The organism is Paenibacillus pasadenensis DSM 19293, from assembly GCF_000422485.1.
In the GTDB taxonomy this organism is placed as follows: Bacteria; Bacillota; Bacilli; order Paenibacillales; family Paenibacillaceae; genus Paenibacillus_O; species Paenibacillus_O pasadenensis.
Genome location: NZ_KE383847.1, coordinates 149,292 through 167,111 on the forward strand (window position 1 = coordinate 149,292; position 17,820 = coordinate 167,111).

General features: G+C 68.0%; 14 protein-coding genes and 1 riboswitch. Of the genes, 12 read left to right on the forward strand and 2 right to left on the reverse strand.

What is annotated here, in order from left to right; all coding sequences use genetic code 11:
* The 3 genes from H582_RS32380 to H582_RS0111475 form a co-directional block, all read left to right on the forward strand.
* On the forward strand, nucleotides 1-212 hold a 212-nt coding region (locus H582_RS32380; protein ID WP_169452403.1), incomplete at its 5' end, for a hypothetical protein.
* A 67-nt stretch (nucleotides 213-279) separates the two neighbouring features.
* Complete coding sequence (locus H582_RS0111470; RefSeq protein ID WP_028598652.1) at nucleotides 280-873, forward strand: YjgB family protein; 594 nt, start codon at nucleotides 280-282, stop codon at nucleotides 871-873.
* Between the two features lie 227 nt (nucleotides 874-1,100).
* Entirely contained in the window at nucleotides 1,101-2,306 is a 1,206-nt protein-coding gene (locus tag H582_RS0111475) for a DmpA family aminopeptidase (protein WP_028598653.1), read from the forward strand.
* 243 nt (nucleotides 2,307-2,549) lie between these two features.
* On the opposite strand, the gene H582_RS27080 is transcribed toward H582_RS0111475, so the two are convergent.
* A complete protein-coding gene (locus H582_RS27080) occupies nucleotides 2,550-3,071 on the reverse strand; it encodes a PCYCGC motif-containing (lipo)protein (RefSeq protein WP_052333156.1) in 522 nt (173 codons plus the stop codon).
* A gap of 137 nt (nucleotides 3,072-3,208) precedes the next feature.
* On the opposite strand from H582_RS27080, the gene H582_RS0111485 reads away from it, so the two are divergent.
* The 8 genes from H582_RS0111485 to H582_RS0111525 all read left to right on the forward strand — a co-directional run bounded on the left by H582_RS0111485 (nucleotide 3,209) and on the right by H582_RS0111525 (nucleotide 16,697).
* Nucleotides 3,209-3,928, forward strand: a complete 720-nt coding sequence (locus H582_RS0111485) for a MerR family transcriptional regulator (RefSeq protein WP_043111210.1) — start codon at nucleotides 3,209-3,211, stop codon at nucleotides 3,926-3,928.
* A gap of 195 nt (nucleotides 3,929-4,123) precedes the next feature.
* Nucleotides 4,124-6,778, forward strand: a complete 2,655-nt coding sequence (locus H582_RS30015; protein WP_052333157.1) for an FG-GAP-like repeat-containing protein — start codon at nucleotides 4,124-4,126, stop codon at nucleotides 6,776-6,778.
* 1,032 nt (nucleotides 6,779-7,810) lie between these two features.
* Entirely contained in the window at nucleotides 7,811-9,241 is a 1,431-nt protein-coding gene (locus H582_RS27090; protein ID WP_052333158.1) for an alpha-amylase family glycosyl hydrolase, read from the forward strand.
* Between the two features lie 379 nt (nucleotides 9,242-9,620).
* A complete protein-coding gene (locus H582_RS30020) occupies nucleotides 9,621-11,762 on the forward strand; it encodes a carbohydrate-binding module family 20 domain-containing protein (protein ID WP_052333159.1) in 2,142 nt (713 codons plus the stop codon).
* Nucleotides 11,763-11,908: 146 nt separating this feature from the next.
* Nucleotides 11,909-12,113, forward strand: a riboswitch (cobalamin riboswitch).
* A 157-nt stretch (nucleotides 12,114-12,270) separates the two neighbouring features.
* Complete coding sequence (locus H582_RS27100; RefSeq protein ID WP_156876706.1) at nucleotides 12,271-13,203, forward strand: DUF4430 domain-containing protein; 933 nt, start codon at nucleotides 12,271-12,273, stop codon at nucleotides 13,201-13,203.
* Nucleotides 13,203-14,090, forward strand: a complete 888-nt coding sequence (locus tag H582_RS0111515; protein ID WP_028598656.1) for a CbiQ family ECF transporter T component — start codon at nucleotides 13,203-13,205, stop codon at nucleotides 14,088-14,090. The genes H582_RS27100 and H582_RS0111515 overlap by 1 nt, the downstream gene beginning before the upstream one ends.
* Nucleotides 14,063-15,982, forward strand: coding sequence for an ABC transporter ATP-binding protein (locus H582_RS27105; protein ID WP_043111211.1), 1,920 nt, complete (start codon nucleotides 14,063-14,065; stop codon nucleotides 15,980-15,982). Before H582_RS0111515 ends, H582_RS27105 begins: the two co-directional genes overlap by 28 nt.
* A gap of 85 nt (nucleotides 15,983-16,067) precedes the next feature.
* Nucleotides 16,068-16,697, forward strand: a complete 630-nt coding sequence (locus tag H582_RS0111525) for an ECF transporter S component (protein ID WP_028598657.1) — start codon at nucleotides 16,068-16,070, stop codon at nucleotides 16,695-16,697.
* Between the two features lie 215 nt (nucleotides 16,698-16,912).
* On the opposite strand, the gene H582_RS31860 is transcribed toward H582_RS0111525, so the two are convergent.
* Nucleotides 16,913-17,086: a hypothetical protein gene (locus tag H582_RS31860; protein ID WP_153784348.1), complete on the reverse strand. Its 174-nt coding sequence runs from the start codon at nucleotides 17,084-17,086 to the stop codon at nucleotides 16,913-16,915.
* 94 nt (nucleotides 17,087-17,180) lie between these two features.
* On the opposite strand from H582_RS31860, the gene H582_RS27110 reads away from it, so the two are divergent.
* On the forward strand, nucleotides 17,181-17,771 hold the full coding sequence (locus H582_RS27110; protein ID WP_052333161.1) for a uridine kinase family protein: 591 nt from the start codon (nucleotides 17,181-17,183) through the stop codon (nucleotides 17,769-17,771).
* The last annotated feature ends 49 nt before the right edge of the window (nucleotides 17,772-17,820 follow it).

Consider the following 17,820-nt stretch of genomic DNA (forward strand, 5'->3'; position numbering starts at 1 on the left):
GGATTCCCGCGATTGAAGGCACTCCCGGCTCCCTGTCCGAGCCGAAGCCCCGTATTCTTGCGATTCAAGGAACTCTCGGCTCCCTGGCCGAGCCGAAGCGCCGGATTCCCGCGATTGAAGGAACTCTCTACTCCCTGGCCGAGCCGAGGCTCTGCAACCTTTCCGCCGCGCGCTCCGTCTGGATCTATGCATCGTTAATTATTTATATCTAAAATATTTACCCCGAAGCGGGCCAAACATCCTGCGGATGGGTAATAGAACCAAAAGGAGGCGTTCACCATGAAAGCAAACGTTAAAAAAGCCGCCCTCTCGGTGCTGGCGGCGGCCGTCGTCGCCGGATTCGGAGCCTCGCTGCCGCAGGAGGCGGCCCATGCGGCAGCCAAGCCGGCCGCAGCGGCGTCGGCCTCGGATCAGAAAATGGCGATGGAGAAGCTGATGGCGATGTACAAGCCGGCGCTCGAGGGCCAGTTCCCGAACTTCAACGGCTTCACGGTCGGCGTGACGACCCGCCAGCAGGTCATCGACCAGCTCGGCGAGGCGCCGGAGCCGCGCAAGACGGCCGGAGGGTTCGACTTCTATCACGCCGAGATGGGCCATCCCGGCTACGCGCTCCGCTACGACCGCGACAACGTCGTCGCCGAGATGCGCTACTTCGGCACGAACGTCGAGCGCCAGACGAACATCGGCGGCATGACGCGCGACCTGCTCGTCCAGCAGTGGTTCATGCCGCAGGCTTCCACCGTGTTCACGTCGGGCGGCAAGAAGCAGAAGAAGCTCAGCTACGTGCGCGGCAACTATCAGCTCGACTTCATCTTCAACGACGTCAAAGGCACGGACCTCGACCACATCAATCTGATCCCGAAGGCGCTCTGAGCGGCCGCCGGGACGTGAAGCGCGACATCTGTTCCGGGACTCCCCGGGACAGATGTCTTTTCTTTTGCAGGCGGGGACGCCATCCCTGCTTTTCAACCGGCAGCCGGAAGGCTACACTGGAATCGGAACAGCCGACAGCGGCAGGCGAGGGCAAGAGCATGGCGGGGACTGCGTATGTCGTAGCCGGCTTGCCTGCGTGCGCTTCGGCGGGGAGGGAGAGATCGACGATGGAAAAGGCCCGTGAAAGGAAGCGGCTGCGCGAACATGGCGTGCGGATCGGAGGACTGCCGCCCGGTCCCGTCAACGCCATCACGGATGTGCCTGGCGTGCGGACGGCGCATGTGACGCTGATCCGGGACGAGCCGGGGCATGCGGTGCGCACCGGCGTGACGGCGATCCTGCCGCATGGCGGCAATCCGTTTCGCGAAAAGGTGCCCGCTGCCGCCTACGTCGTGAACGGCTTCGGCAAGACGGCGGGGCTCGTGCAGATCGAGGAGCTCGGCACGCTGGAGGCGCCGATCCTGCTGACGAATACGTTCGGCGTCGGCGCCGCGCTCGAGGGCGGGCTGCGCGCCATGATGGAGCAGGACGAGGGCGTCGGCGGAGAAGCCGGCTCGATCAACATCGTGGCGGCGGAGTGCAACGACCGCTATCTGAACGACATGCGCGGCCTGCATGTGCGGCCGGAGCATGCCGAGCGCGCGGTCCGGCTCGCCCGCGGCTCGGCGGAGGGCGTGCCTCCCGAGGAAGGCGCGGTCGGAGCCGGCACCGGCATGGTCTGCTTCGGCTATAAAGGCGGCATCGGCAGCTCGTCCCGGCTCGTGCGGACGGAGCAGGGCAGCGGCACGGTCGGGGCGCTCGTGCTGAGCAACTTCGGCCGGCGCGCCGATCTGACGCTGCTCGGCCGCCCGGTCGGGCGCTGGCTGGAGGAGCAGGCAGCCGCGGCGCGCAAGGACGCGAGCCGGCCGCTTGCCGGCATGGAGCAGGGGGGCGAAGGAGCGGGAGAAGGCGGCAGCGGCTCCTTCCCGCTGTCCCAGCCCCAGCCACAGCCCGAGCGCTCCGAGGACGGCTCGATCATCATCGTGCTGGCGACGGATCTGCCGCTCGACGCCCGTCAGCTGAAGCGGCTCGCCAAGCGGGCCGCGTTCGGGCTCGCCCGCACGGGCTCGGCGGCCGATCACGGCAGCGGCGACATCGTCGTCGCCTTCAGCACGGCGGAGCGCGTCGCCCATGAGCCGGACGAGCTCGCGCCGGCTCGCCGCTCGCTGCGGGAGGACGGCCCGACGCTCGCGGACGCCTTCCGCGCGGCGGCGGAGGCGACCGAGGAGGCGATCTGGAATTCCTTGTGCGCGGGCATCGGCATGACCGGGCAGGAGGGCCGCCGCGTCGAGGCGCTGCCAATCGAGCGCATCGTCCGCTGGCTGGAGGGGTAGCGGGCGCGATCCTGTCCTTCGAGCGCCAAGCCGAACAGCCCGAGCTCCGCGCGCAAGGCGGGGGCTCGGGCTGGCTTCGCAGGCGGGAGCGGCGGCTTGATTTTCACGATCAGGAGAGCCTCGGTCAGGACCGTGCAGGCCAGAGCCTCGGTCAAGGCTGTGCAGGCCGTTGGCGCTTCAAGGCAGACCGCGCCTGGCGGGGCGCCCGGCTCCTCGTCGGGCCGGACGCGCCTCTCTCGACCGTCAGGCGGCGTACATGTCCTCGATCGTCTGGCGGATCTCCTCCGGCGACTTGCCTTCGGCCATCATCGAGATCGACTCGGCGGCGATCTGCAGGCAGACGCCGCAGCGCGTGCCGTGGTCGTCCCAGATGACGGAGCCGTCCTCGCGCATCTCATGGATGAAGCAGTTCAGGTTGCTCTTGTGCCCGACGCTCTCCATGCAGCCGCAGTAGCACGGCATCGTCGAGAGCAGCTCGGCGGCTTTGGCGGAAGCGGCGTAGACGATGCGGATCTGCTCCGGCTGGGCGTCGAGGAAATTCGGCAGCGTGTCGGCCGAAGCGGTCTCCTCGCGCAGGTCGCCGGAGGCGTGGTCGGCATGATCGGCGTGATCGGCGTGGCCGGCCGAGGAGCCGGATTCGGCGTCCCCGCCCGAAGCGGGAGCGGAGCCTCCCCCGCAGGCGGCAAGCAGCAGCAGCAGGGCGAGGCCGGCGAGCGGCAGCAGCCGGCGCAGACGCGGCCGCAAGGAAATGCGATGAGGAATCATGGCGGGAACGGATGGCCTCCTTTGGCGGACGAGCTTTTTTCCACTATATCACACCTAGGCGCTCCATCCCGAAAAAAACGGTTGACCCTCACGCTGCGTGAGGCCTTATGCTGAAGCGGAAGGGAGGCGGAAAACGGATGCTGAAGGTGAAGGAAGCGGCGGAGCTGGCCGGGGTGAGCGTCCGGACGCTGCACCATTATGACGAGATCGGGCTGCTTCATCCGGAGGAAGCGACCGAATCGGGCTACCGGCTGTACTCGCCGCGCGACCTGAAGACGCTGCAGCAGATTCTGTTTTTCCGCGAGCTCGGCTTCCCTTTGAAGCAGATCAAGGCGATCCTGCACGATCCCGGCTACCGCGAGGAGGAAGCGCTGCGGCTGCACCGCGACCTGCTGCTGGAGAAGCGGAGGCGTCTGGACGTCTTGATCGCCAACGTCGAGCGGACGATCCGGCATGAACAAGGAGAGATGGATATGAGCGACAAGCAGCGGTTCGAGGGCTTCGACTTCGGGGCGAATCCGTACGAGCAGGAGGCGCGGGAGCGCTGGGGAGACCAGGCCGTGGACGAAGCGGGCGAGAAAGCGATGGGCGAGCAGGGGCAGGAGGAGATGAACGCGCTGTATCGCCGTCTGGCGTCGCTGCGCGAGCAGCCGCCCGCATCGGCGGAGGCGCAGGCGGCGATCGGGGAGTGGTACGCTTTCCTGCAGCGGTTCACGGCCTACTCGCCGGAGATGTTCCGCCAGCTCGGCGAGATGTATGTCGCCGACGAGCGCTTTACGGCGAACATCGACCGCTTCGGCGAGGGGCTTGCGGCCTTCATGAAGGAAGCGATGGCGGTTTACGCGGACCGCGCCTGAGAGGCGGCCTTGACGGGCCGCTTGATGAAGGGCTGGGCCGAGTCGGCTCAGCCTTTCTCCATCCAGAGCCATGCTTCATGCAGAGCCATGCTTCAGCTGGCACCGCCTTCCTTCCTTCGGGGGAAGGTTTTTCCTCGTTTCTGCCGATAGGTAGAGTAGAGGCGTACAGTGAGCTTGAATGGGGAGGAAAAAAGGATGAAAGCAGCAGCATGGCGCTGGCGCCGGTTCATGGCGGCCGCGCTCAGCGTATCTTTGGTCGGCTCGGGGCTGGCGGTCGGGCCGGGACGCGCGGAAGCGGCGGGACTGAGCCACGTCCAGTCCAAGATCGACGACGGAACTTCCGTCGCGATCCGGACGGGGGATTTCAACGGGGACGGAAACGAGGACGTCCTCGTGCTCGAATTGCTAGCCGATCGCGTCTTCGTGATGCTTGGACGCGGCGACGGGACTTTCGACAAGCAGGCTTCCGTCGGGGTCGGATTCAGACCGCGCATGGCCGAGCTCGCCGACTTCGACGGCGACGGGCGTCTCGATGCCGCGGTCGCCTGTTCGGAGGCCAATTCGGTCCATGTGCTTTACGGGGACGGAGCAGGCGGCTTCCGGACCGCCGAGGCGCTCGGCGGCGTGAATTATCCGTTCGGCATGGCGGCTGCCGATCTGGATGGCGACGGAGACATCGACCTTGCGGTCGGCAACCGCATGTCAGACTCGGTCACGATGTACGAAAACGATGCGGGCACGCTCAAGCTGCATGAAACGATCCCGGCAGGAACGAGAAATCGGGGCATGCTCGCCGGCGATTTCAACGGGGACGGGCTTGTGGATCTCGTGCTGGTCAACGATGCCGAATCCGTCGATTATTTGACGATCCTGCCCGGTACGGGAGCGCTCCGGTTCGGGGCGTCGTACAACGTGCCGCTTGGCCTCTCCCCGCAAGGCCTGGCCCAGGCCGATCTGAACGGAGACAGACATCTGGATCTCGTGGCGGCGCTCAACGGAACGAACGGCATCGGCGTGCTGCTCGGCCGCGGAGACGGGACGTTCGAGCCGCGCGCCCTTTATGCAGGAGGCGACAAGCCGCTTGGCGCTGCGCTTGCGGATTTCGACGGCGACGGCGTGCTCGACGTCGTTTCGGGCCGGCAGAGCGGCAGCATCGAATCGTATTTCCATCGCGGCCGCGGAGACGGGACGTTCGAGCCGGCGGCCGCCTTTTCGACGGCGCCCGTCCAGCTGGCCTACTATGCGGCGGGAGACTTCAACGGCGACGGCATCTCCGATCTGGCGGCGGCGAGCGGGACGGGCATCTACTCGCTGCTGAGCCAGGCGGAGGGCGAGCTTGCTTTTGCCGAGGCGGAAGCGACGGTCGGCGAAGCGGACGGACATGCCGAGCTGACGGTCACCCGGAGCGGCAGCGGGCTGGGCAGGCTCAAGGTCCGGCTGCGCAGCGAGGACGGCACGGCGCTGGCAGGCCGGGACTACCAGCCGGTCGACGAGCTGCTGCTGATCGAGGCGGGGGAGACGAGCGTTTCGTACAACGTCTTTGTAAAGGATGATGCGTCGTACCAAGGAGACCGCTCGTTCCGGCTGCGGCTGGAGTCGCCGACGGGCAAAGCGACGCTCGGAGCCGTCTCGGCCGTGACGGTCACGATCGTGGAGGATGAGCCGGCGCCGGATACGACGCCGCCTGCGGTCGACGCGTCGCGCTTCTCCGCGGTCGATGAATATGCCGGCACGCCGGATCGCCTGCAGGGGGCGGCCGGCGCGGCGAGCGAGCCGGGAGCGGCGATGCGCGCCTATCTCTGGAGCGACGCCGACGCCGACGGGGTCGTCGATGCCGGCGAGCTTGGCGCTGCGGTGCCGCTGGGCGCGAGCCTTGCAGACGGCTCCGTCGCGGCGGCGGCTATCGGTGATCTCGCTCCGGGCGCGTACCGCTACGTCGTGACGGCGACTGATGCGGCAGGCAACGAAAGCGCGAGAGCCGCCGCTGCCGCCGTCGCCTTCACGCTCGTCAAAGGCGAGCGGCCGACGCCGACGCCGACACCGACGGGGACGCCGACGCCGACGGGGACGCCGACACCGACGGGGACGCCGACACCGACGGGGACGCCGACACCGACGGGGACGCCGACACCGACGGAGACATCAACACCAACATCAACACCAACATCAACGCCAACACCAACACCAACATCAACACCAACACCAACACCAACATCAACGCCAACACCAACATCAACACCAACACCAACACCAACACCAACACCAACACCAACATCAACACCAACACCAACACCAACACCAACACCAACACCCACGCCATTCGCGGATGTCGTCGGCCACTGGGCGGAGGCGGACATCATTCGCGCGCAGGCGCTGGGACTGGTGCGCGGCGATGAAGCCGGCCGCTTCCGTCCGGATGCGGCCGTCACCCGCGCCGAGTGGATCGTCATGCTGGAGCGGCAACGGGGCGGAGCGGCTCCGCTGGCGTCGGGTACATTCGCCGATCAGGCATCGATCCCGGCTTGGGCCTCAGATGCGATCGGCGCCGCTCTTGCAGGCGGGATCCTATCCGGCTACGAGGATCGCAGCTTCCGGCCGCATCGTCCGGTCACGAGGGAGGAGCTGGCCGCGATGCTCGTCCGCACGACGGGGGCGTCCTTGGGCGACGACGGGTCCGTGCCGCGTTTTGCGGACGAGGAGGCCATTCCGGCATGGGCGAAGCCGTTCGTCTATGGCGCTGCCGGCGAAGGCTTGCTTCAAGGCCGAGGCGGCGGACGCTTCGGAGCCGAACAGCCGGCAACGAGAGCCGAGGCGGCCGTGCTGCTGACGCGGCTGTCGGAGCGGGGCTGATCAAGCGTACGCTTCGCGATGAGCCAGTCTTCCTGCCAGTCTTTTCTCCAGAACCAGCGGCTTCGCCTCGGCGGAGCCGTTGGTTCGTTTTTTTGGCGGAAGGACTTCTTGGCCTGCGTTAAGGTCAGCTTCGGAGCCATCTTCTGCTCCAGTTGCCGTCCAATCAAAACGAGAGTTTCGATTCCGCTTTTAGCGATCGATCTTGGATCTTCTACCGCGGAATCATAGGGCACTAGAAGGAAAGCATGTCTGTAGGTTGCCGGACGTTACCCTGATCGAGAGCCTGCTCCTTTCGATTGCACGGCGGTAGTCGGGGCACTTCGATTGCTTGAAGTTACCACTAAGGAGCGAGCTAGCGTGACTGCGGAGCTCCCTAACGCCATTTTTGCCGTTAAGGAGCGAGCTAGCGCGACTGCGGAGCTCCCTAACGACGTTTTTGCCGTTAAGAAGCGAGCTAGCGCGACTGCGGAGCTTCCTAACGCCATTTTTGCCGTTAAGGAGCGAGCTAGCGTGACTGCTGCGCCGACAGGGGCAACATCCGTCCGTGACGGTCCATGTGCGGAAGTCGAGGCACATCGCCGGTTGACAGACTAGCGGCCAGCTCAGCATAATGAGAAGGTATGAGAAAACGTTTGCGCAACCGCGCCGTGGCAGCACCAGCCGGCCGACGAATCGCCGCTAGCCGCTTACGGCTGCAGTCACGGCCGCTGGCGCGCCGGCCCGCCGTGCCGCACCCGCTCCGGCGCGGCTCCCCGCAAGCCTGCCGCTGGCGCTCCGGCTCGCCCGCCGTGCCGCACCCGCTCCGGCGCGGCTTCCCGCAAGCCTGCCGCTGGCGCTCCGGCTCGCCCGCCGTGCCGCTGCCGCTCCGGCGCGGCTCCCCGCGAGCCGGCCGCAACCGCGCCGCTAGCCGCCTGCCGGCAGCGGCGGAAGTGTTGCCGCGGGGCGGCGGCCGCCTTGCCATCGGGAGGCGCAATTGGATATGCTGTCAGGTGAGAGTTCAGACAGGGGTCAGAAGGGACGATTCGAACCGCAATGAACGAAAACCAAGAACAAGAGAAGAAAGTTCCCCGCTGGGCCTACGCGCTAGTCGGCGGCATCCTGCTGCTGGTCCTGCTGAGCGTCACCTACGCCGGCTTCATGAGCGGGAGGGTCGGCGACGACGCGGATGCGAGCGGAGGGCTGCCGGAAAAGACGGAGGACGGCGTCATGTTCCACGCCTGGAACTGGTCGTTCGACGCGATCCGGGAGAAGCTGCCGGAGCTTGCCGAGGCAGGCTTCAAGTCGGTGCAGACATCGCCGGTGCAGCCGAACAAGGAGCCTTTGACGAACGGCAGCCAGTGGTGGATCCTGTACCAGCCGACCGGCTTCGGCATCGGCAACTCGCAGCTCGGGACGCGGGAGCAGTTCCAGCAGCTGTGCGAGGAGGCCGAGAAGCACGGCATCAGCATCATCGTCGACGTCGTCGCCAACCATATGGGCAACGCCGGCGGCGGCGAGCTGGCGCATCGGCCGGCCAAGAACGTCGACCCGGAGCTGCTCGCGAACCCGGACTTCTGGCATGAGGCCAAGGGGGTGCTCGATTGGAACGCTCGCGGCCAGGTGACGCAGTGGGGCATCGGCTTGCCGGATCTCAACACCGCCAACGAGGCGCTGCAGGACAAGGTGATCGCGTTCCTGAACGATGCGGTCGCCCTTGGCGCGGACGGATTCCGCTTCGATGCGGCGAAGCATATCGAGCTGCCGGACGACCGGACGCCGTCGAATTTCTGGCCGCGGGTGCTCGGCGCGCTGGACGATAAGGAAAGGCTGTTCCTCTACGGCGAGGTGCTGCAGGGCGGCGCGGACCGCTACCCGTCTTATGCGGAATTCCTGCATCTGACCGCTTCGCGCTACGGGGAGTCGGTGCGCCATGCGGTCGGCTTCGGCGGGACGCCGGACGTATCGCTGGCGGAGGACTTCAAGGCGAGCCAGGTCGATCCGGCGAAGCTCGTGACCTGGGTCGAATCCCATGACACCTACGCCAACGACAGCGAGGAATCGACCGCGATGACCGACGAGCAACTGAAGCTCGGCTGGGCGATCGTCGCTTCGCGCGCCGGCTCGAATCCGCTGTTCTTCAACCGCCCGGCGGGCGGAGGCAAGTTCGCGGCACGCATCGGCGAGCCGGGCGGCGAGCTGTGGCGGGATCCCGACATCGCGGCGCTGAACCGGTTCCACAACGCGATGGTGGGCGAGGGCGAGCGGCTGCAGGCGCTCGGACCGGACGTGCTGCTGATCGAGCGCGGGGAAAAGGGAGCCGTGCTGCTCAACGCCGGCGCATCGGCCGCCCAGGTGGAGGCGGACACCGCGCTGCCGTCCGGCAGCTACGACAGCCATGCTTCCGCCGGCGGCACGTTCCTCGTCACGAACGGCAAGCTGGCCGGCAGCCTCGCGCCCGGCGCGATCGCGGTGCTGCAGCGCTAGCGCCGCCGGCGTCGACGGCAGGCGCGCAGCGGGAGCCCCGCTCCCGATACGAATCCCGGCAAGCGTTCGACCGGCTCTGCGGAGCCGGTCGAACGCTTTTTTTTCAGGACGACGATCCTCCTGCGGGCCGCGTTCGGCAAGCGGAGAAGGAGGGACTTTAGTCCGGCTTGACAGATTATGCAAAGGTTTGCATAATGAGGGGGACATCTAAGTGCAAGCGCTTGCATAAAGGGGGCGTCGAGCCTCGAAGCGCGACAATCCGGATGGAAGGAGGGGCTCGGGAAGGGGGAAGGCGCATGGCTTTCCTTTTATGAAAGCGTTTTCCAATAAAGGCGGCGCATGCCGCTGCCTCATTTCAGAATGCAAAGGAGAATGGTTGATGTTCAACAAGCTTAGATCCCGCTGGGGAATCGCCCTGGCCGGAGCGCTGCTGCTCCAGACGATCGCCGGAGCGGGGCTCGCGCCGGGAAGTCCCTCTGGACTCGCCGCCGGGACGGCTGCTGCGGCGGCACAGGAGTACGGCTTGCCGGCGGACGCCAAGGACGGCGTCATTTTCCATGCCTGGAACTGGTCGTTCGACAACATCAAGGCGCAGCTCCCGGCGATCGCGGCCGCGGGCTTCAAGTCGATCCAGACGTCGCCGATCCAGGGAAACAAGGAGCCGCTCAAGGAAGGCAGCCAGTGGTGGGTGCTGTACCAGCCGACGAACTTCGCGATCGGCAACGCCCAGCTCGGCAATCGCGAGCAGTTCCGCCAGCTGTGCGCGGAGGCGGAGAAGTACGGCATCGACATCATCGTCGACGTCGTCGCCAACCATACGGGCAATGCCGGCGGCGGCAGCCTGACGTACACGCCGGCGACGAACGTCGATCCGGATATCCGGAACAACACCTCGTATTGGCATGAGGCGCGCGGCGTCGACAACTGGAACGACCGCTGGCAGGTGACGCAATGGGGCATCGGCCTGCCGGACCTGAATACCGGCAGCCAAGGGCTGCAGGACAAGGTGATCGCGTTCCTGAACGATGCCGTGGCGCTCGGCGCGGACGGATTCCGCTTCGATGCCGCCAAGCATATCGAGCTGCCCGGCGATCCGGGAGGCTCGAACTTCTGGCCGCGAGTGCTCGGCTCGCTGAGCAGCCGGCAGGAGCTGTTCGTCTACGGCGAGGTGCTGCAGGGCGGGGCGGACAATTTTGCCGGCTATGCGGACTACATGAGCCTGACGGCTTCGAGCTATGGACATGAGGTGCGGCGGGCAGTCGGCTTCGGCGGCAGTCCGAACGTGGCGCTCGCCCAGCCGTTCCAGGCCGGCAGCGTGAACCCGTCCAAGCTGGTGACGTGGGTCGAGTCGCATGACACCTATGCCAACGACAGCGGCGAATCGACCGGCATGACCGACTATCAGCTGAAGATGGGCTGGGCGCTGATCGCGGCGCGGGCGCAGACAACGTCGCTGTTCTTCGACCGCCCGGCCGGCAGCGGCAAGTTCGGCAGCCCGCTCGGCCAGCCGGGACGCGGCCTCTGGCGCGACGGCGACGTGGCGGCGGTGAACAAGTTCCACAACGCGATGGCCGGCCAGGGCGAGTACCTGCGCACGCAGGGCAGCCAGACGATGCTGGTGGAGCGGGGCGCGAAGGGCGTCGTCATCGTCAATCTCGGCGGAGAGATCCGGATCGACTCGCCGACGAATCTGGCGAGCGGCACCTATGCGAACCGCGCTTCCGGCGGCGGCAGCTTCACGGTGTCCAGCGGCCGCATCACCGGCACCCTCGGCGGCGGCAAGATCGCCGTCCTGTATCAGGACGCGGCGCCAAGCCCGAGTCCGACGGCCGCGCCATCCGCGACGCCGAGTCCGAGCGCGACGCCGAATCCGACTGCGGCGCCGAGCCCGACGCCGAGCGCCACGCCGGTGCCGACGCCGACGCCGGCCGCGGGCATCGTCGTGCACTTCTACAAGCCATCCGGATGGGGAACGCCGAGCGTTTATTATTATGACGACAGCGTCAGCCCGGTCCGCACCGGTCCGGCCTGGCCGGGAACGGCGATGACGGACGAGGGAGACGGCTGGTACCGCTACGCGCTCCCTTCCTGGAGCCAGGCCAAGGTCATCTTCAGCTCCAACGGCGCTCAGCAGCCGGCGGCGCAGCAGCCGGGCTATGCCGTCTCCGGGAGAGAAGCGTGGATCAAGGACGGCGCGGTCAGCGCGGCGAAGCCGGAGCAGGGGCTGGTGCAGGTGACATTTACGATTCAGAACGCCGCGACGGTCATGGGCCAGAACGTGTTCATCGCCGGCAGCATCGCCGAGCTGGGCGGCTGGGACCCCGCGAAGGCGGTCGGACCCGGCTCGGCGGCGGCCTATCCGACCTGGACCGTCACGGCGAAGCTGCCGGCCGGGGCGAACATCGAGTTCAAGGAGATCAAAAAGGACGGATCGGGCGCTGTCGTCTGGGAAAGCGGATCGAACCGGATCTATACGGTGAGCGCGTCCAATCCGAACGTCACGTTTTCCTTTCGGCCGTGAACCATGAATGCCGCTGAAGGTTAAGCATGTGCAAAAAAAACGTCTGGCAGGGCTGGGGCGTGCGGCATCCTTTCATTATCTTTTTGGCCGCGATCTGCTACAATGGAGGCTGATTAGAGTCGCGAGCGGCTCCGGCAGCGCCGGGGCCGAGCGATCAGCCGACGGGCGCTTGCCGGAGCCGATCCACCTTCCGGAAGCTTAATAGGGAAGCCGATGCGAGTTCGGCGCGGTCCCGCCACTGTAGCGCCGAGCGGCCGCCCGCTCCACTGCGATCCGAGAGAGGAGAGCGGGAAGGAGGGCGGTCCCGCGATGAAGCGAAGCCAGGAGACCTGCCCGCCGGCGCAAGACCGGTCTTGCCCACGAGGATGGGAGGATGCCGGCCGCCGCGCGTCCGCTTCCATCCGCGAAGCCGGCCATGAGGCAGCTTTTTCGGCATCTTTCCGCCAGCGGCGGGAGGATGCTTTTTATTTTCCGGACGTCCGCGTCCGGCGGCAGGGAGATGCATGGGATGCACAGCTTCAGCGAGTGGTTGAAACGAAAGCGCAAAGCCCTCGGCGCGCTCGCCGCCGTGCTCGTCGTGGCCGGCACGGCCTGGCTGTATGCCGGCGCGGCCGGCAGCGGAGACGGCGGAGGCCGGCTGGCCGAGCGGCAGCAGGCGGAGCCGGACGGCGGGGTCGCGGCGGAGCGCCAGCCGCCGGATGCGGGAGCCGGCGGCGAGGCCGGCACGGCGGCGAGCCCGGACGGCGGCAGCGCGCAGCCGGCGGCGAGCGCCGAGCCGGGCGCTGGCGGCTCGGCGGGGCCGCAGCCGTCCGCCGGAGCGGCGGAGCCGCCGACGGGCGGCGGCACGGGCACGGCGCAGCCGTCCGCGACGCCGGCGGCAGGCGGCAGCGGCGGAGCCTCGCCGCCAGCGCCTGCGGGCAGCGCGGCAACGTCTCCGCGGCCGGCCGCCTCGCCGGCAGCGCCGCCAGCGGCGGGGGCGTCGCCGTCCGCCGCGCCGGCGAGGACGGCGCCGCCGCCCTCAGGCGCCAAGCCGGGCGGCGGCTCGGCTGCGGCCAGCCCGGCGGCGAAGCCGTCTCGGGCGGACACGGTGTCTTTGAGCGTGACGGGCCCGGCGGAGACGGGCGCGATCTTGTCCAAGCAGGCGATCGCGGTCGAGAAGGGCGACACCGTGCTGGACGTGCTCAAGAGGGCGACGCGCGCGGCGAAGGTGCAGATGGAGTACAGCGGCGAAGGGGCGGGGGCGTACGTGAGCGGCATCGGCAACGTGTACCAGTTCGATGAAGGACCGGGCAGCGGCTGGCTGTACAGCGTTGGCGGCGAGTTCCCGAGCAAGAGCGCCGGCGCGGTGAAGGTGGAGCCGGGCGACGTCATCGAGTGGCGGTACACGCTCGACTACGGCGACGATCTCGGCGCGCCGAGCGCCCAGCAGGGCGGCGGCTGATGGTTTTCGGCTTCGCCGGCCTGCATCCGCGCGTCTCTTTCGCCTACTTCGCGCTGCTGCTGCTCTGCTGCATGCTGCTGAGGCACCCGGTGCTGCTCGCGGCGACGCTGGCGGCGGCGCTGCTGCTGAACCTGTCGCTGGACGGCGGCCGCAGGCTGCGCCGGAGCCTGCCCGCGTATCTGCTGATCGCGCTGCTCGCCGCCGTCGCCAATCCGCTGTTCTCCAGCCGCGGTGAGACGATCCTGTTCTATCTGCGCGACCGTCCGGTGACGCTGGAGGCGATCGCGTACGGCGGACTGTCGGCGGCGGCGCTGCTGAGCCTGCTGCTCGTCTTCACGGCGTTCAACCTCGTGCTGGACTCCGGGCGTCTGCTGCGCCTGCTCGCGCCGGTCGCTCCGCAGACGGCGTTCGCGGTGACGGTGTCGATGCGCTTCGTGCCGCTGCTGACGCGCCGGCTCGGAGAGATCCGGTCCGTGCAGCGGGCGCTGGGCGACCTGCCGGAGGGCATGGGCCGCCGCCGCTACCTGCGCGAGGGGATGGAGACGCTGCATGCGCTCGTCGCCTGGTCGCTCGAGGAGGCGCTGCAGACCGCGCTGTCGATGCGCGCCCGCGGCTACGGCATCGGCCCGCGCAGCAGCGCCGACGTCTCGCGGCTGGACGGCCGGGACTGGGCGTTCCTATGGGTGCTGCTGCTGCTCGGCTGCAACATCATCATCGGACGCGCGTCGGGCGTCCATGCCTATGAGGCGTACCCGCGGCTCGAGCCGCTGCAGGAGACGCCGCTCGGCTGGGTGCATCTGGGCTGCTATCTGCTCTTTCTGGCGCTGCCCGTCCTCATGAACGGAAAGGAGAGGCTGCATTGGCGTCTTATCAGATCGAAGATGTAAGCTTCCGCTACGCCGGCTCGGCGGAGCCGAGGCTGGAGGACGTGCGCCTTTCCATCGGGGAAGGCGAGTTCGTGCTGCTCTGCGGGCCGTCGGGCTCGGGCAAGACGACGCTGCTGCGCCAGCTCAAGCGCGAGGCCGCGCCGGCGGGCGAGCGGACGGGCGCCATCCGCTACGCCGGCGAGCCGCTGGAGGCGCTGGACGAGCGCCGCTCCGCCGAGGAGATCGGCCTGGTGTTCCAGGATCCGGACAGCGGGATCGTCATGAGCACGGCGTGGCAGGAGCTGACGTTCGCGATGGAGAACCTCGGCTACCCGGCGGCGGCGATCCAGCGGCGGCTGGCGGAGCTCGTGCCGTTTTTCGGCATCGAGAGCTGGCTGCATCGGGATGTCGGCGAGCTGTCGGGCGGGCAAAAGCAGCTGCTCAGCCTGGCGTCGGTCATGACGCTGCGCCCGCGCGTGCTGCTGCTCGACGAGCCGACGGCGCAGCTCGATCCCGTCGCCGCGCGCGAGTTCATCGGGCTGATCGCCCGGCTGAACGAGGAGCTCGGTTTGACGGTCGTCATCTCCGAGCACCGGTACGAGGATCTGTTTCCGCTGGCGAGTCGCGTCGTGCTGCTGCGCGAGGGCCGCGTCGCGGTCGACGCGCCGCCGCGCGAGGCGGCGCTGGCGATCTGGCGCGAAGGCCGCGCCGAGTCGGCTCGCGTGCTGCCGTCGGCGGCGCGGCTTTGCCTCGGCGCGGAGCCGCTGGCGCCGTCGGCGGAGCGAGTGCCGCTGACCGTGCGCGAGGGCCGCGCCTGGCTGCGCGATGCGCTGGAGCGCCTCGGGCCGGAGCTCGGCCGCGGTCGAGGCGGCGGGCCGGCGGCGATGGCGGCCGAGCGCGCCGGCGCCGCCGCTTCGGCGGGGGCCGCCCCGAGCGGGGACTCAGCCTCCGCTGCTCCCGACGAGCCTCCGCTGCTGGAATGCCGCGACCTCGTCTTCGCCTACGCCAAGGACGAGCCGCTCGTGCTCTCGCGGCTGTCGCTGCAGGTGCGGCGCGGCGAGTGGATGGCATTGTTCGGCAGCAACGGCGCCGGCAAGTCGACGCTGCTCAAATGCATCGCCGGCGCGCTCGAGCCGCAGCGCGGCCGCATCCTGCTCGGCGGCGAGCCGCTCTCCGCCGGCAGCTCGCTGCGCAGCCTGCTGCGGCTCCGCAAAGGCTCCGGCGAGCCGCCGCAGCGCGGCCTGGCCGCGCCAGACGCGCGTCCGGCAGGGCGAAGCGGCGGGGCTGCCGGCGCCGACGCGGACGCTGCACGCGGCCCCGGCTCGCCGGACGCCAGCGCCTTGGCGGGGCGCGAGCCGTCCCGCGGCGCGGCCTCCTTGCGCCGCCGCATCGGCTACGTCGCGCAAAATCCGCTGCTTTATTTCACCCGCGATACGGTCGGCGCCCAGCTCGAGGACCGGCTGCGCCGGCTCGGGCTGGAGGAGGCCGCCTCGCCGCTGGCGGAGCTGGAAGCGCTGCTGGAGCTGGAAGGGCTGCGCGGCCGGCATCCGTACGACATCAGCGGCGGCCAGCAGCAGAAGCTGGCGCTGCTGCTCGTGCTGCTTGGCGAGCCTGAGCTGCTGCTGCTCGACGAGCCGACCAAAGGGCTCGATCCCGAGTCCAAGCATCGTCTCGCCGGTCTGCTCGGCCGCATCCGGGAGCGCGGCACGACGCTGCTCATGGTCAGCCATGACGTCGAGTTCGCCGCCGCCCATGCCGACCGCTGCGGGCTGCTGTTCGACGGGCGCATGGCGGGACTGCAGCCGACGCGCGCGTTCATGAGCGACAACTACTACTACACGACGTCGGTCCGGCGCGTCGCCGGAGAGCTGCTGCCGGAGCTGCTGACGCTGAAGGATCTCGGCCATGCCTAAGCGCTCCGCGGAAAGAAGCTCGTCGCTGCACAGCTCCGGCATGGGCGGAGTCTACGCGCTCTGCCTGCTCGGCGCGCTGGCGCTCATGGGGCTGGCGATGTGGCGGCGAGAGCTGTATTTGCCGCTCAGCCTGGCGATGATCGCGCTGGCGATGCTGCCGTTCTTCATCCGCTTCGAGCGGAGGAAGCTGCGGGCGGAGGAGCTGCTGCTCGTCGCCATGCTCGGCGCGATCGCGGCGGTGAGCCGCATCCCGTTCGTCGCGCTGCCGAGCGTGCAGCCGGTATCGTTCATCGTCATCATGGCGGCGCTCGTGTTCGGAGCCGAGTCCGGCTTTCTCGTCGGCGCGATCGCCGCGATCGTCTCCAATCTGTTCCTCGGCCAAGGCCCGTGGACGCCGTGGCAGATGTTCAGCTGGGGCATGATCGGCTTCACCGCCGGGCTGCTGCGCCATACCCGACTCATGGGCAGCGCGTGGGGCAGGGCGGCGTTCGGCTTCGCCTGGGGCTTCCTGTTCGGCTGGGTCATGAACCTGTGGGGGCTGCTCGGCTTCATCGGCGACCTGAGCTGGCCGGCGATCGCCGCCTCGTATGCGGCGAGCTTTCCGTTCGACCTGGCGCATGCGCTCAGCAACGTCTTTTTCCTGATGCTGTTCTCCGGCATCTGGCTGAGGATTCTTGGCCGCGCCAAGCGCAAATACGGGCTGCTCGATCCGTAGCGGCAGGCCGCAGGCACGCTGCAGACTTGGGCCGCATGCCGCATCAATCCCCTAATCAGGACCGAAAACGGCCCTGGACGAGCCGCCCTGCGCGCATCGCTTTTCCGCCGCGAGCGCAAGCGCAACCGTAAAAAACCGTTTCCGGCCGCGAGTGGCGGGGAAACGGTTTTTCGGCGTTCCAGGCGCGGCCGAGCCGCCGAAGCATGGGCTCAGCGCTAGAGCTTATACCCGAGCGAATCCAGCAGCCAGTTCAGCGAGATGATCGCGACGGCCAGATGAAGCAGCAGCACCAGCCAATCCTTGCGGGACATCTTCAAGTCCTGGACGAAGCTGTAGACGGCCCAGACGAGCAGCACCAGATAGGAGAGCTGAAGCAGGATGGTCGGCATTCGTCATTTCCCCTCTCGGCAAGTTGTGGAAGCGGACTTGCTGGTATAGCATATGTGGAGACGACGAGCGATAGGACGAAGGAGGAAAGAAAATGTGAAAGCGCTTGCGATCGGCATCGCCGGAGGAACCGGCAGCGGCAAGACGACGCTGGCCCGCTGGCTGCAGGAGCAGCTGTCGGGCTCCGGCCGGAGCCTCGAGGTCCTGCAAATGGACCGCTTCTACAAGCCGGTCCGCCCGCTCGGCAAGGGTCCTTTTTCCGATGCGGCCTACGAAGACTTCAACACGCCCGAGGCGGTCGACTGGGGAGCGGTGTCCGCCCGTCTCGACGAGGCGCTGGAGAAGAGGGACGCCGTCATCGTAGAAGGCTTCCTCGCCTTTCACGACGAGCGGCTGCGGGAGCGATTCGACCTGCGGGTATTCGTCGACTGTCCGTCGGACGAGCGGCTCGCCCGCCGTCTGGCCAAGTTCAAGCCCGGGCGCTACAGCCAGGAGCAGCTCATCCGGGAGTATCTCGACCTCGTCCGTCACCGTCACGACCTCTATGTCGAGCCGACCCGCTGGCATGCCGATCTCGTGCTGAACGGCTCGGCTTCCGGCGGACGGGGAGCGGCGGTGCTGCTGGAGTGGATGGAGGAGGAGCTGCGGAGGCGGCCGACGAATTCCACCAGAACGAAGGTGGAGTAGCGATGATTCCGCGATGGTGCCGCCATGCCGGCTTCCATGTGACCACCAC

Excerpts from the sequence above, each read along its gene's own strand:
- H582_RS27080 (WP_052333156.1), bottom strand. The coding sequence starts at position 3,071 with ATGATTCCTCATCGCATTTCCTTGCGGCCGCGTCTGCGCCGGCTGCTG.
- H582_RS0111515 (WP_028598656.1), top strand. The coding sequence starts at position 13,203 with ATGGTTTTCGGCTTCGCCGGCCTGCATCCGCGCGTCTCTTTCGCCTAC.
- H582_RS27100 (WP_156876706.1), top strand. The coding sequence starts at position 12,271 with ATGCACAGCTTCAGCGAGTGGTTGAAACGAAAGCGCAAAGCCCTCGGC.
- H582_RS31860 (WP_153784348.1), bottom strand. The coding sequence starts at position 17,086 with ATGCCGACCATCCTGCTTCAGCTCTCCTATCTGGTGCTGCTCGTCTGG.
- H582_RS0111475 (WP_028598653.1), top strand. The coding sequence starts at position 1,101 with ATGGAAAAGGCCCGTGAAAGGAAGCGGCTGCGCGAACATGGCGTGCGG.
- H582_RS0111485 (WP_043111210.1), top strand. The coding sequence starts at position 3,209 with ATGCTGAAGGTGAAGGAAGCGGCGGAGCTGGCCGGGGTGAGCGTCCGG.
- H582_RS0111525 (WP_028598657.1), top strand. The coding sequence starts at position 16,068 with ATGGGGCTGGCGATGTGGCGGCGAGAGCTGTATTTGCCGCTCAGCCTG.
- H582_RS30015 (WP_052333157.1), top strand. The coding sequence starts at position 4,124 with ATGAAAGCAGCAGCATGGCGCTGGCGCCGGTTCATGGCGGCCGCGCTC.
- H582_RS27090 (WP_052333158.1), top strand. The coding sequence starts at position 7,811 with ATGAACGAAAACCAAGAACAAGAGAAGAAAGTTCCCCGCTGGGCCTAC.
- H582_RS0111470 (WP_028598652.1), top strand. The coding sequence starts at position 280 with ATGAAAGCAAACGTTAAAAAAGCCGCCCTCTCGGTGCTGGCGGCGGCC.
- H582_RS30020 (WP_052333159.1), top strand. The coding sequence starts at position 9,621 with ATGTTCAACAAGCTTAGATCCCGCTGGGGAATCGCCCTGGCCGGAGCG.